Source organism: Neobacillus sp. 114 (assembly GCF_030127045.1).
GTDB lineage: Bacteria > Bacillota > Bacilli > Bacillales > Cytobacillaceae > Neobacillus > Neobacillus rhizophilus.
In genome coordinates, this window is the sequence record NZ_CP126144.1 from 4,711,343 (window position 1) to 4,725,328 (window position 13,986).

The 13,986-nt window shown below is 44.0% G+C and carries 16 protein-coding genes; 5 read left to right on the top strand and 11 right to left on the bottom strand.

Features of this window, described 5'->3' with window-relative positions; genetic code table 11:
• Nucleotides 1–47: 47 nt before the first annotated feature.
• The 9 genes from QNN06_RS23040 to QNN06_RS23080 form a co-directional block, all read right to left on the bottom strand.
• Nucleotides 48–1,352 carry a pyrimidine-nucleoside phosphorylase gene (locus tag QNN06_RS23040; protein ID WP_217033580.1) on the bottom strand — a complete coding sequence of 435 codons (1,305 nt, stop codon included), beginning with the start codon at nt 1,350–1,352 and terminating at the stop codon, nt 48–50.
• A 26-nt stretch (nt 1,353–1,378) separates the two neighbouring features.
• Entirely contained in the window at nt 1,379–2,197 is an 819-nt protein-coding gene (locus QNN06_RS23045; RefSeq protein WP_284036002.1) for a purine-nucleoside phosphorylase, read from the bottom strand.
• 33 nt (nt 2,198–2,230) lie between these two features.
• Nucleotides 2,231–3,415, bottom strand: a complete 1,185-nt coding sequence (deoB, locus tag QNN06_RS23050; protein WP_284037973.1) for a phosphopentomutase — start codon at nt 3,413–3,415, stop codon at nt 2,231–2,233.
• A 264-nt stretch (nt 3,416–3,679) separates the two neighbouring features.
• The gene (gene xerD, locus QNN06_RS23055) at nt 3,680–4,573 is read right to left on the bottom strand and encodes a site-specific tyrosine recombinase XerD (RefSeq protein ID WP_213120296.1); all 894 of its coding nucleotides are present in this window, start codon (nt 4,571–4,573) and stop codon (nt 3,680–3,682) included.
• A gap of 4 nt (nt 4,574–4,577) precedes the next feature.
• Nucleotides 4,578–4,805: a YqzK family protein gene (locus QNN06_RS23060; protein WP_213120295.1), complete on the bottom strand. Its 228-nt coding sequence runs from the start codon at nt 4,803–4,805 to the stop codon at nt 4,578–4,580.
• 223 nt (nt 4,806–5,028) lie between these two features.
• A complete protein-coding gene (fur, locus tag QNN06_RS23065) occupies nt 5,029–5,520 on the bottom strand; it encodes a ferric iron uptake transcriptional regulator (RefSeq protein ID WP_213120294.1) in 492 nt (163 codons plus the stop codon).
• Nucleotides 5,521–5,631: 111 nt separating this feature from the next.
• Nucleotides 5,632–6,273: a stage II sporulation protein M gene (gene spoIIM / locus QNN06_RS23070; RefSeq protein WP_213120293.1), complete on the bottom strand. Its 642-nt coding sequence runs from the start codon at nt 6,271–6,273 to the stop codon at nt 5,632–5,634.
• A gap of 986 nt (nt 6,274–7,259) precedes the next feature.
• A complete protein-coding gene (locus QNN06_RS23075; RefSeq protein ID WP_284036003.1) occupies nt 7,260–8,426 on the bottom strand; it encodes an endonuclease Q family protein in 1,167 nt (388 codons plus the stop codon).
• Nucleotides 8,426–8,977: an NUDIX hydrolase gene (locus tag QNN06_RS23080; RefSeq protein ID WP_284036004.1), complete on the bottom strand. Its 552-nt coding sequence runs from the start codon at nt 8,975–8,977 to the stop codon at nt 8,426–8,428. Before QNN06_RS23080 ends, QNN06_RS23075 begins: the two co-directional genes overlap by 1 nt.
• Nucleotides 8,978–9,051: 74 nt before the next feature.
• On the opposite strand from QNN06_RS23080, the gene mciZ reads away from it, so the two are divergent.
• Entirely contained in the window at nt 9,052–9,183 is a 132-nt protein-coding gene (gene mciZ, locus QNN06_RS23085; protein ID WP_213120290.1) for a Z-ring formation inhibitor MciZ, read from the top strand.
• Nucleotides 9,184–9,248: 65 nt separating this feature from the next.
• Nucleotides 9,249–10,160: an aldo/keto reductase gene (locus QNN06_RS23090; RefSeq protein ID WP_213120289.1), complete on the top strand. Its 912-nt coding sequence runs from the start codon at nt 9,249–9,251 to the stop codon at nt 10,158–10,160.
• Nucleotides 10,161–10,186: 26 nt separating this feature from the next.
• Here QNN06_RS23090 and QNN06_RS23095 read toward each other — a convergent pair whose 3' ends face one another.
• A complete protein-coding gene (locus tag QNN06_RS23095) occupies nt 10,187–10,438 on the bottom strand; it encodes a YqkE family protein (protein ID WP_213120288.1) in 252 nt (83 codons plus the stop codon).
• A gap of 106 nt (nt 10,439–10,544) precedes the next feature.
• Nucleotides 10,545–11,726 carry an acetyl-CoA C-acetyltransferase gene (locus tag QNN06_RS23100; protein ID WP_284036005.1) on the bottom strand — a complete coding sequence of 394 codons (1,182 nt, stop codon included), beginning with the start codon at nt 11,724–11,726 and terminating at the stop codon, nt 10,545–10,547.
• A 127-nt stretch (nt 11,727–11,853) separates the two neighbouring features.
• Here QNN06_RS23100 and QNN06_RS23105 point away from each other — a divergent pair, with 127 nt between their 5' ends.
• From QNN06_RS23105 to QNN06_RS23115, 3 genes are all read left to right on the top strand, one after another.
• Nucleotides 11,854–12,759, top strand: coding sequence for a hydroxymethylglutaryl-CoA lyase (locus QNN06_RS23105; RefSeq protein WP_217033585.1), 906 nt, complete (start codon nt 11,854–11,856; stop codon nt 12,757–12,759).
• 61 nt (nt 12,760–12,820) lie between these two features.
• Entirely contained in the window at nt 12,821–12,961 is a 141-nt protein-coding gene (locus tag QNN06_RS23110; RefSeq protein ID WP_213120285.1) for a hypothetical protein, read from the top strand.
• A gap of 88 nt (nt 12,962–13,049) precedes the next feature.
• The gene (locus QNN06_RS23115) at nt 13,050–13,970 is read left to right on the top strand and encodes an alpha/beta hydrolase (RefSeq protein WP_213120284.1); all 921 of its coding nucleotides are present in this window, start codon (nt 13,050–13,052) and stop codon (nt 13,968–13,970) included.
• The last annotated feature ends 16 nt before the right edge of the window (nt 13,971–13,986 follow it).

Consider the following 13,986-nt stretch of genomic DNA (forward strand, 5'->3'; position numbering starts at 1 on the left):
CCACGTGAAAATTTCACATGGTGCCTGACACCCGCCTAAGGCTTTATTTATTCCGTTATTTCTTCGTATATGAGGGTCGGTGCTTCTACTTTGGACGAAGCGATTTTAATATTTTCATAAAGCTTTTCTGATACTTCTTTGATGTCTTCGAAGTTGCTGTAAATGGTGACTAGGGATTCACCTTTGTTTACCTGGTCGCCGATTTTCTTTCTGAGGACGAGGCCAACTGCGAGGTCAATCACAGATTCCTTTGTTGCCCGGCCTGCCCCGAGAAGCATGGCTGCCGTACCTACTTCATCAGCAATAATTTCGGAAACATAGCCGTCCTCTTTGGCTTCCAGTTCAAACGTATATTTTGCCTGTGGCAGCTTTTCCGGATTATCGACTACAGTTGCATCTCCGCCTTGGGAGCTTAAGAATATCTTTAATTTTTCAAGAGCCGACCCGTTTTGGATTGCCTCCTCCAATAAGGAGCGCGCTTCTTTTAGTGAATGTGCCTTTCCTCCTAAGTACACCATATGGCTTCCTAAGGTTAGGCACAGCTCGGTTAAATCCTCAGGACCTTCGCCCCTTAAGGTGTCAATCGCTTCCTTCACTTCCAAAGCATTCCCGATGGCAAATCCGAGCGGCTGGCTCATATCGGAAATCACCGCCATGGTTCGCCGGCCAACCTTGTTGCCGATTCCGACCATCGCACGAGCTAATTCCCTTGAATCCTCAAGGGTCTTCATAAATGCGCCTGCTCCTGTTTTCACATCAAGAACAATCGCGTCCGCACCAGCGGCAATTTTTTTGCTCATAATCGAGCTAGCAATCAGCGGAATGCTTTCAACAGTTCCCGTTACATCTCTCAGCGCATACAGTTTCTTATCCGCAGGCGTCAAATTCCCGCTTTGACCAATGACAGCAATTTTATTTTTATTCACCAGCTCGGTAAATTCTGAACTGTCAATTTCCACATGGAAGCCTGCCACTGATTCTAGTTTATCAATGGTTCCCCCAGTATGCCCCAACCCGCGTCCGGACATTTTCGCAACCGGAACACCGACTGATGCCACAAGTGGGCCGAGAACTAGTGTCGTTGTATCGCCCACTCCTCCAGTTGAATGCTTATCGACTTTGATTCCCTCGATTTGCGATAAGTCAATCTGATCACCTGATTTCACCATCGCCATCGTTAAATCAGCCCGTTCCTTTTCCGTCATACCTTGAAAAACAACCGCCATAGTAAAAGCACTTACTTGATAATCAGGGATGGATCCCTCGGTATAGCCTTGAATGATAAAATTAATCTCTTCAGTAGACAGTTCATGTCCGTCACGTTTCTTCTCAATCAAATCAACCATTCTCATTTTTATTCACCACTTTACCATCAAAATTATGCTAGACTCTTTACAATTTCTTTAATATACAGAAGGAAATTTGCTTTTACTTTTTCCGTTGTTTCGATAACCTCGTCATGGGTCAAAGGCTGGTCAAGAATCCCCGCTGCCATATTGGAAATGCAGGAAATGCCAAGCACCTTCATGCCGCTGTGACGAGCAACGATGACCTCCGGCACAGTTGACATTCCAACCGCATCCCCGCCAAGAGTGCGAACCATTCGGATTTCAGCAGGTGTTTCATAAACAGGTCCGGGATTTCCGAAATAAACACCTTCCCTCACATCAATGTTTAACCTTGAAGCAATCTCCTTAGCCATTGTCCTCAATTCCTTTGTATAGGCTTCCGACATATCCGGGAAGCGGACACCGAAATGACTGTCATTTGGGCCAATCAGCGGGTTTGTGCCCATATTATTAATATGGTCGGTAATAATCATTAAGTCGCCCGGCGTAAAGCTTTCATTTACCCCACCGGCGGCATTCGTGACAATTAAAATCTCGACCCCCAGTTCCTTCATCACTCTTACTGGAAAGGTTACTTTATCCATGCTATAACCTTCGTAGAAGTGAAACCGGCCCTGCATCGCGACAGCCTCAACACCATTAAGCAGGCCAAACACAAGCTGGCCGGCATGGCCTTCGACAGTTGAAACTGGAAAGTCAGGAATTTCACGATATGGTATTTTGACCGGCTGCTCGATTTCCTCAGCCAGTACGCCGAGACCTGATCCTAGAATAAGACCTATTTTCGGGGCACTCACATATTTTTCTCTTAAAAAGCTGACTGCCTTTTGAATATTTTCGTAATTCATCCTCATTCACCCTTTTTAGAAACATTCATTTCATTATTTCAATTCGTTTAAGAAGCTTTTCCCATAGTTCGGCATTTTCACGTTAAAGTTCTCAGCAACGGTTGCACCTATATCGGCAAAGGTTTCCCGTAAAGGAAGCTCACGGCCCGCTTGTTTACCTGTCGAGTAGACAAGGAGTGGCACATATTCACGGGTATGGTCTGTTCCGGGGGCGACAGGATCATTTCCATGGTCCGCCGTAATTATTAACAGGTCATCTTCCTTCATTTTGGCAAATACCTCAGGAAGACGGGCATCATATTCCTCCAGGGCACGGCCATACCCCTCCGGATCGCGGCGGTGGCCATACAGGGCATCAAAGTCAACAAGATTTAAAAAGCTGATGCCAGTGAAGTCCATATCAAAGGTTTCAACCAACTTATCCATCCCATCCATATTCGAAACCGTTCTTAATGATTTGGTTACACCTTCACCATCAAAAATGTCGGATATTTTTCCAATTGCTATCACATCAAAGCCCGCATCCTTTAATTCACTCATGACAGTTCTGTCAAAAGGCTTTAAGGCATAGTCATGGCGGTTCGGCGTCCGTTTAAAACTGCCCGGTTCTCCTACAAACGGCCTGGCAATGACTCTTCCAACCATATATTTTTCATCCAGGGTTAATTCGCGGGCTATTTTACAAATACGATATTGCTCTTCAATCGGAATAATTTCTTCATGGGCCGCAATTTGCAGGACGGAATCGGCCGACGTATAGACGATTAATGAGCCTGTTTTCATATGCTCTTCGCCGAGTTCATCGATGATTGCCGTTCCGCTTGCCGGTTTATTGCCGATTACTTTTCTTCCTGTCCGCTGTTCGAGTTCTGAAACAAGCTCCTCTGGAAATCCATCTGGGAAGACGCGGAATGGTGTCTTGATATTTAAACCCATGATTTCCCAATGTCCCGTCATGGTATCTTTCCCGTTGGAAGCTTCCTTCATTTTCGTATAAAAGGCAAGAGGTTTTCCCGCCTTTTGAATTCCTTTTAGCTCACGAATATTACTCAGACCTAGCTTCCCCATGTTGGGCATGTCGAGCCCGTTCATTTTTTCCGCGATATGTCCAAGCGTATCGGCACCCTTGTCGCCGAATTTTTCGGCATCAGGGGCTTCACCAATACCTACGGAGTCCATCACGACAATAAAAATACGTTTATATGTATTAGCCGCCATTTTACTCTTTTCCTCCTTAATGTTCACCGGCTATGGCCACCTGTTAACTGGCCACACAGCATTGATAACGTTTTCACACCTTCTAAAAAAGAAGCAATTCACAACTATATGTTGTCCTATTTAGGCTCTATTACTCTAAAAAAGCAGCCGAGCATTCGTCAGAAGTCTGACCTCTTTTATTTTACTAAATGCAGGGAAAATTACAAGGAAAAAGCTGCCCATTTTTTCGGCAGCTTATGACATTTTTATGAATCTATCAATCTATTAAGCTCTCGGATGAAATTTCCGATAAACATCAGTCAAACGAGGCTTCGTAACCTGAGTATAAATTTGTGTTGTCGAGATATCTGCATGGCCGAGCATTTCCTGGACGGCACGCAAATCAGCCCCATTTTCAACCAAGTGTGCTGCAAAGGAATGACGCAATGTGTGCGGTGTTAGCTCTTTATCAATACCTGCTTCAAGCGCCAATTTCTTTAAAATTTTCCAAAAGCCCTGACGAGAGAGGCGCTTTCCTTGATGATTTAAAAATAGGGCATTATCAGCATGTTTTAGGGAGACAAAATGGGGTCTACCCTGTTCAAGATAGTGTTTGATGGCGTCGGCAGCCGTTTTGCCAATGGGGATGATCCTCTCTTTATCCGCTTTGCCCCTGCAGCGGATAAACCCCATCGTCAATTGGACATGCTCGATATCCAAGTCAATCAGCTCGCTGACGCGAATTCCTGTCGCATAAAGAAGCTCAAGCATAGCCTTGTCTCTTAAACCATAATGGTCATTGGTTTTAGGAGTATCTAACAGCTGTTCCACTTCCTTAAGGGTTAACACCTTCGGAAGCGACCGTTCCATCCGCGGTGTTTCAATCTGCACGGTAGGGTCATCCTCAACCACTTTACTTCTTAATAAAAACTGATGAAATGCGCGAATGGAAGCAATATGTCTTGCCAATGTCTTAGCAGACTTCCCCTGCTCCTTTAAATATTCCAAAAAATGAATGATATGTACCCGCTGGACATCATTTAATGAAGGAATCAGTTCTACCTTGTGTAAATAGTCCAAGTAGCTTTTTAAATCGCGCTCGTATGACAGCAATGTATTTTGGGCAAGTCTTTTTTCAACACCCATATATTGCTTGAATTCCTGTAAATGCTGTTCCATTGCCTTACTCCCCATTTAAATAAAAAAAGATCAGCCGGTCTACTAGAGAAGAATCGCTTTCGCTCATTGTATTTGAGACCTTAAGCGCCGTTCCTTCCGGTTCGTCGTAGCGGTGATAATTTTGATATTCTTCAGATACCCACATGATACCATAATAAAAAAGAATCGTGCACCCTGTGAATATGATAAATACCTTTACGGTTTGCAGAATGATTTTCATAAAAGAGAGCATTTTACGTTCCCCCAAAAATAGTTTTCTATTACAAGGTATGCCAAATTGGACAGGTTTTATACCTTGCTGCATCGGGTTTTCGCATGCTCATTTAAATGAAAGTTCGTCTATTGGCGAGTCCGTTAGGACGGTTCATGAGGCGTAGTTGAATTTATGCGTTAAGAAAGTGTAAAATTTGAAATATTTTACACTTTCTTATTAGCTAAAAAAGAAAAAGCCCTTTTCATTCAAAGGACTGTTTGATCTTATTCTGTTTGGTTGGTTCTTCGTCTTTGTCTTTATCCTGGCAGCGATGGCAGATACCATGAAAGGTAAGTCGATGGTCTTTTATTTTAAAATTCCATCTCTTTTCTACCACTGCTTCGACATCTTCCAGTAAGTCCTCCTGAATTTCACTAACAGCACCACATTCGATACAAACAAGGTGGTGGTGAAAATGGGCTGCACCTTCCTGGCGGAGGTCGTAACGGGAGACTCCGTCACCAAAATTTATTTTATCGACAATTTTTAACTCCGTTAATAATTCTAAAGTCCGGTAAACAGTTGCCAAGCCTATTTCAGGCGATTTTTCTTTAACGAGGAGGTACACATCTTCCGCGCTTAAATGATCCTCTTCATTTTCCAATAAAACTCTGACGGTTGCTTCACGCTGAGGTGTTAGCTTATAACTTGCTGAATGCAACTGCTTCTTTATTCTCTCAATTCTAGTTTCCATCCTGAAGCCCCTCCCACGCCACTGTTATTTCACATTATAACAGATGAGAAAGGAGATTCAAAATAAAATTATTATAAAGTGGAGTTTATATATATTATTATTTAATAATTATTATATACTGATTGATGTAATCATGGTTTTCATCAGCCATGGTGATAAATACGCTTCAACGACTGACGCTGCTGAAATAAACACGACCGCCGCGATGAGGGCGAAAATATATCCCTTCAGTAAAGGTGCTAAAGGCTTTGCATACTGCTTCATAAATTGTTTCTTAATCATTCTCAATGAAAAAATAACTGACAAGGCCGCCATGATAATAAAGACTGGGATGATAATCAGGTTTTGCGGCAGAATCGAGGAGACCGCCAGCAGAAACCCTTTCCAGCCCATTTGGCTGACCAGGAACCCAACTGTAAAGCCTACCACCATTCCTTTGACAAACAGAAGAATGAGAATAACAGGAAGCCCGATAATGGAAATTCCCAAAATCCAAATTAATCCTATGAATTTACTATTATGAAGGAAGCTTTGCAAGAACAAATCGCTGTTCTCGCCTGCGTTTTCTGTGGAGACTTGTCCAAAGAACTGCGATAAATAATAGAATAAGTCTTCCTTTTGTGTAAAGCTCATACTATTGACGACAATTGCGCCAAAAATAACACCCATAAAAAACAACACAACAATAAATAAGAAAATTGAGGAATGCTCACGGAAACTTACTACATTGGATGGGTACAAACGTTTTTTCATTTGCGGTTCCTCCTGGCATTTGCTAATGATTAATACATTCTATGCCAGTCTAGTTTTTCTATGATTAAAATTGATAGATTCCATAAAATAATTGGAAAAACTATTTTATAACTTTAACAGGAGCTTTTTTTGAGGGTAGAACTTTTTATAACAACCGGGAATATGTATTTTTAGACATTCGGGCATTTAGAGCCTTTCATAACGACCTAGCGCTTCATTTTTTCAATTGGTCGGGTGTTATAAGACCTTTCATAATGACGGGTACCTTTGTCTTTTCAGCCGTTCGGTCGTTATAAGACCTTTCATAACGACCGGGCGCTGGGTTTTTTCAATCGTTCGGGCGTTATGGGACCTTCATAACGACCGGGCACTGGGTTTTTATAGACGTTCGGGTGTTATGAGGCCTTCATAACGACCGAGAGCTGGGTTTTTATAGTCGTTCGGGCGTTATGGGACCTTCATAACGACCGGGCGCTGGGTTTTTATAGACGTTCGGGTGTTATGAGGCCTTCATAACGACCGAGAGCTGGGTTTTTATAGTCGTTCGGGCGTTATGGGACCTTCATAACGACCGGGCGCTGGGTTTTTATAGACGTTCGGGTGTTATGAGGCCTTCATAACGACCGAGAGCTGGGTTTTTATAGTCGTTCGGGCGTTATGGGACCTTCATAACGACCGAGCGCTGGGTTTTTATAGTCGTTCGGGTGTTATGAGGCCTTCATAACGACCGAGAGCTGGGTTTTTATAGTCATTCGGGCGTTATGGGACCTTCATAACGACCGGGCGCTGGGTTTTTATAGACGTTCGGGTGTTATGAGGCCTTCATAACGACCGAGAGCTGGGTTTTTATAGTCGTTCGGGCGTTATGGGACCTTCATAACGACCGGGTACTTCATTTTTTCAATCGTTCGAGCGTTATGAATCCTTCAAAAAAGGGAGCTCGCCTATTGGCGAGCTTAATAGATTGTTCATATGCAATGTTGCAGTTATTGATCCGCAATTTTTCCGTATTTCCCGCCGCCCCCAGCAGCGAGATTTACTTTTCCTTCTCTCGCTTTCATGATGAGGTCCGCAATTTTCTCAGGAACGACCTCTTTTAATGCTTCAAAAGGAACCTCATGTAAAATTGCCATTTCGCTGCCGAAGTGGTTGACGAGTTTTTCCAGCATGCGCGGGCCCAGTCCGGGGATAAATTCGAGCGGCACCTGATGAACATAAGGCGGACGTCCGGGCGGGCTTGTTTCAGCAGTTTTTAATTCAAGGATTCGGTCGGCCACTCCTTTAATGATTTTGCTATGACCACACAAATCACAAATTTGGTCATCTTCCTGAAGCGGATTCAAACACTCGGCGCAAACGGTTTTATGGTATTTGCCGAGCAGTGGATCCAATCCGAAGTTAGCAATTATTTTGCGCCCATCCTCACCCTTTAAGGCCTTAAATAGTTCCTTAAAGGTTGGCTCCTCCATTTCCACCACCTGATACTCACGGGCAATTTTTGCCAAGGAATGGGCATCCGAGTTAGTCACAAACGTATAATTGTGCAGTTCGCCTAACTGGTCAGCCATTTGTGTGTCAGAGCTTAAACCAAGCTCAACTCCGTCTATCAAGTTCGGGTCAAGGACCTCTGAGAGAGACTTTTTAACCCCTTTACCGTAAAGGCTTTTAAATGGTGTAAACACATGCGCCGGAATAAATATACCGCCCATTTCTTTGACCTTTTTCTGCAGCTCCATACCGGTGATATAAATCCTTTGCGAGCTGAGCTGAATATTTTTCAAATGGCCCGACAGCCAATTAGAAAAGTCCCGCATGACAGCGAGTGTTGGGAAGTAGCAAAGAAGATGAATCGGGCCGTGACAGTTTTCATCATAAATTTCCAATTCCGAGCCCGGAATGACGGTCAAATCGCCAAATATCAAGCCCCCATCCTTATGCTCGTAAACCTCTCCACTTTGAATTAAGCTCTCCATTTCCAAAATGACTTCCGGAGAATGGCTGTCAATGATTCCAACCATGTTTAGCCCTTTTACATGGCGTGCATGTTCAATAATATTTGTAAATGTAAGAGATTTGGCGCCGGTTATTTTAACAGGCTTGCCCGTCCAGGTCCGGCCAATATGAATATGTAAATCCACATAATAGCGGTTCATTATTTCTTCAACGCCTCTTGTAGTTGTAAGTATTGGACTGCGTAAATCGTTTTTGCGTCATAAATCTTTTGTTCTTTCACATATTGAAGGGCTTCTTCCAGCGTCAATTCTTCCAAATTGACAAACTCATCCTCATCAAGGGCTGCGGAATCTTCTTTTTTCGTTAAGCCTTTTGCGAGGTAAACATGGACAATTTCATCGGCAAAGCCCGGCGAGGTAAAAAAAGATGTAAGCAACTCAAGGCTTTCGCACACGTAGCCGGTCTCTTCCTCCAATTCCCGGCGGGCGCAAGCATCCGGTTCTTCGCCTTTTTCAAGCTTGCCAGCAGGAATTTCCACGATCGTTCGTTCTAGTGCTTTACGATATTGCTCGACCATGATGATTTTATTTTCAGGGGTGACGGCTAAAATAGCTACCGCCCCTGGATGCTTGATAATTTCCCTCTTCGATGTTTTTCCATTTGGCAGTTCCACTTCCTGTAAGTGAAGGCTGATGATTTTCCCTGAAAAAATTTCTTCGCTTTTAAGTGTTTTTTCCTCAAGCTTGCTCATTATCGTCAACTCCTGTTCTAGTCCGGTTCATTCACGTCATACATTTTACCATACTTGATTGGGAGGCGTATGGGATGAAGGTGTATGTGCATGAAAAGGGGATTATCCTTGTCGGCAAAGGCTGGGAAGTACTGCAAAAGCTAAAGGAATATCGGAAAGAGTTTGAGAATGTTTCCGACTGGGTGCAAAACGTCAAGCAAAAATGAATCCTGTTGTTTGTAGTCTCCCCCGTTCTTGATTAAAATTATAGAAAAAGAACGGGGGGATTTATTTGAAGAAGCGAAGGTTGGGTAGATCTGACTTGTATGTGACGGAACTTGGACTTGGCTGTATGTCAATTGGAACTGATGAAAAAGCGGCCCACGAAATTATTGAAGCCGCTCTTGAGGAAGGGATCAATTATTTCGATACCGCGGACTTATATGATTTTGGGGTTAACGAAGAAATTGTCGGGAAAACGTTAAAAAGTGTCCGCGAAAAGGTGATTATCGCTACGAAGGTCGGGAACCGCTGGAAGCCGGATCATTCTAGCTGGACGTGGGATCCTTCAAAGGTCTATATCAAAGAAGCGGTAAAAAACAGTCTGAAACGGCTCGGAACAGATTATATTGATCTCTATCAATTACATGGTGGCACGATTGATGACCCAATCGATGAAACAATAGAAGCGTTTGAGGAACTAGTTTCTGAAGGAGTGATCCGCTATTACGGAATTTCCTCAATCCGTCCGAATGTCATCCGTGAATATGTAGAGAAATCACATATTGTTTCGGTGATGATGCAGTACAGTATCCTTGACCGCCGTCCGGAGGAAGAGGCATTGCCGCTATTGGCTGAACATAGCGTGGGCGTTGTCACACGCGGACCGCTGGCCAAAGGGCTGTTAAGTGATAAACTTTTGGACAAAGCTTCTGGGAAAGGGTATCTCGATTATAGTTTAGATGAATTGAGTGAGGTTTTGCCTCGATTGAAGGAAAAAGTGGGCATAGGCCGTTCATTTACAGAGGTAGCGTTACAATATAATCTTGCTAATCCTGCGGTTGCCTCTGTTGTGGCGGGTGCGAGCAGCGTGGAACAGATTCGAAGCAATGCTGCTGTGGTTAGAAGTCAGCCGCTGACCGATGAGGAGGTTTCGGTAATTAAAGAACTGACTAAGGGTAGTGTTTATTTGGAGCATCGGTAATAAATAAGGAGAGCACTGCTCTCCTTTTATTTAAATTCCTTCCAATTCATGCCGCTCTCATTTAACAGCTCTTCAAAGGATTTGTTCTTTTCTTTTAATCTTCTTTCTTCCCGTTTTCTCTGCTCTTCTTCCTCGCGTTTTCTATCTTCTTCCGCTTTTAGCTGCTCCTGCTGTTCTTTTAACTTTTTTATTAAATCGGGATTCATCATGTCTTTAAGCGTTACTGCAGCATCGTCTTTTTTCGGCTGACGTTTAGGTTGTTGTTGTTTTTTCTTCATAGGTTTGATGCTCCTTCAAAAACTGCTTTTTCTTTATTATACAACCTGCAATCACTTAAATCATGCAAAAAGCAGGCTCCCTCTAAGGTCAGCCAGCTTAATTATATTATGTCAATTCCACAACCGTCGCGACCCCCTGGCCGCCGCCAATACACAATGTTGCTAGACCCAACTGGGCATTTCTCCTCTTCATCTCGTGAATCAGGGTAACTAGGATCCGCGCCCCGCTGGCACCGATTGGATGTCCAAGCGCGATCGCACCACCGTTTACATTCAAGATTTCCTTGTTAAACTGAAGTTCACGGTCTACAGCCAGCGATTGCGCCGCAAAAGCTTCGTTTGCTTCGATTAACTCAAGCTCTTCCAAGGAAACAGCAGCCTTCTCTAATGCTTTTTTCACAGCCGGAACCGGGCCAATGCCCATGATGCTTGGATCCACCCCAGCGCTGGCATTTGCCTTAATAGTTACTAGCGGCTTTAACCCAAGTTCATCCGCCTTTTGCCTGCTCATCACCACTAAGGCTGCAGCACCATCATTAATGCCAGATGCATTTCCCGCTGTTACCGTACCGTCCTTTTTAAAAGCAGGACGCAGCCCAGCCAATTTTTCCACAGTGGTACCCTTTTTCGGATATTCATCCACGGCAAATATAACCGGCTCGCCTTTTCGTTGCGGAATCACAACCGGAACGATTTCCTCTTTAAACCGTCCTTCTTCTATCGCCTTCACTGCCTTTTCCTGACTCCATGCGGAAAATTCATCCTGCTCTTCTCTTGTAATCGAATATTTTTCCGCTAGGTTTTCCGCTGTGAGCCCCATATGATAGTCATTGAATACACAAGTAAGTCCGTCTGATGTCATGGTGTCAATCAGCTTTTGGTCACCCATTTTAAAGCCTTCGCGGGCATTTTTTAATATGTATGGTGCCTGACTCATATTCTCCATTCCGCCGGCGACCACAATTTCCGCATCTCCTGCCAAAATAGCCTGTGCCGCTAAGTGCACAGCTTTTAAACCTGATCCGCACACTTTGTTTATAGTCATCGAGGAAACAGTTTCTGGGATTCCTGCTTTAAATGCCGCCTGCCTAGCAGGATTTTGCCCAAGGCCAGCCTGAAGGACATTACCCATAATCACTTCATCGACCTGCTCCGGTTTCACGCCTGCCTTCTGAAGTGCCTCCTTGATGACAACTCCTCCTAACTCAGCTGCACTTACACTTTTTAATCCACCATTAAAACTGCCAAGCGCGGTTCTGACAGCGCTAACAATTACAACTTCAGTCATTAACTCTCCCCCTAATCAAATTACTCATCTTATTTTAACACAGAAAATTACCATTTTTGTTAAAATTCTTGCTTTTAAAAAATCGACCCCGTTACAATGAAATTATGACAGGACGAGGGGGAACGAAATGCTGACTTTACCGAAAAAAGTAACCATAATTGAGGTTGGGCCGCGCGACGGCCTGCAAAATGAAAAATTGTTTGTGCCGACAGAAATTAAGAAACAATTTATTTCTGCTTTGAGAAACGCGGGACTTAAAGAAATGGAACTGACCTCCTTTGTATCGCCGAAGTGGGTGCCGCAAATGGGCGATGCAGCGGAAATTGTGGCCGACAGCCTTGATGAGGAAACAAGAAACATTGTCCTAGCTCCAAACCGCAAAGGAATTGACCGGGTATACTCCACCAATTGTCAAGCCGTCGCTGTGTTTGTCGGCGTTAGCAATACGTTTAATCAAAAAAATATCAACAAATCAACTGTTGACAGCATGACTGAATTAAAACCGATTATTAAAGAGCTTAAGGAAAAAAATTATTTTGTCCGTGCCTGCATTTCGACCGCTTTTTATTGCCCATATGAGGGTAAAATCGAAGAGGAAGAAGCATTGAAGCTATGCCGGGAATTTGTCGAGGCCGGAGCCGATGAACTAAGCGTTGCCGATACGATTGGAATGGCTGCGCCACACGAAGCCTACTCGTTATTTTCAAAAATTAAAGAGGAGTTTAAAGAAACCCTTATTACTGCCCACTTCCATGACACCAGAAAACTTGGGCTGGCTAACATCCTTGCTTCCCTCCAAGCAGGCGTAAACCGCTTTGATACATCTGCCGGCGGGCTAGGCGGATGCCCATTTGCCCCGGGCGCGAGCGGAAATACTGCAACAGAAGATGTCGTTTACATGCTCGAGCGGATGGGAATAGATACAGGAATTGATCTCCAAAAGCTTGTCGATGCCATTGAAATCGTCCGTCCCCATATCTCCAGGGAAATCACAAGCGGCTATTTCAGTCTTCATAGCCAAACCGTCTCGTGAATAAATGCCCCTGTGTTTAAGCATCTTATAGATGATAAGACCATCGAAGGGAGATTTATTCATGAGCCAAAAGCGCGATAAAGGGAACAGCATGCAAGGAAAAAACTACGCGGACTCAAGCGGGGGCGGCAAACGGATGATTGCTGCAGAAGAAATGGAAAAAGCCCTTCATCCGACGAAGCGCCAAAACGCAGAATCATAATCATGCCTTTCATTCAAAGCCGCCCATTAGATGCCGCGGCTTTTCTTATGTTAAAATATGGATTACCAACCTTCTGGAGGTGCCAAGTTTGAAGAAGGCCTTTCGAACCCTGTTTATTTTGTTATTTTTTTGGCTCGCTATCGGTTTGTTTTTTACCAACCGAATCATGTATATGAAGAAGAAAGATGAGGATTTCATTTTAAAGCGGGAAAAGGAGGCGGGCAGGTTCAATCCCGATGAATTTGAGTCCCTGCCTAAACGGGATGTGGATATCCCTTCTCCGTTCGGCTATACAATCAAAGCCTTGCTTGTGGAACCGCATCAGACCAACCGCTATGTGATTATTTCGCACGGCGTAACGGAAAACAAAATGAATTCTGTGAAATACATGAACCTGTTCCTCGAGCGCGGTTTTAATACCTTGATTTACGACCATCGCCGCCACGGGGAATCCGGCGGCAAAACCACCAGCTATGGCCATTACGAGAAATTTGATTTAAAAGCAGTGGTCGACTGGCTTAAACAAGAAAAGGGACCAGACTTGCTCCTTGGGATTCACGGGGAATCGATGGGGGCAGCAACGATGCTGCTATATGCTGGACTTCTTGAAGACGGGGCCAATTTTTACATCGCTGATTGTCCATTTTCTGACTTTAAAGAGCAGGTTGCCCATCTCATTAAAAGGGATTTTAAAATTTTTCCAGGGCTGCTGCTTCCGATTGGGGATGCTTTCCTTCGCCTGCGCGATAAGTATTCCATCCGCCATGTTTCGCCGATTTCGGCTATCGAAAACATCAAGCATCCGGTTTTATTTATCCATAGCCAGAAGGATGATTATATTCTGCCATCGATGACCCATGATTTATTCGAACACAAACAAGGCCCGAAAATGCTCTATATTGCAGAGGAAGGCGTTCACGCCCAATCCTTTAACGAAAACCCGGATGACTATAAGCGGGTCGTGGATGAATTTTTGGAAAAATATGTCCACTACGCTTACCCAAGCTAAAAACAGACTGTCCATA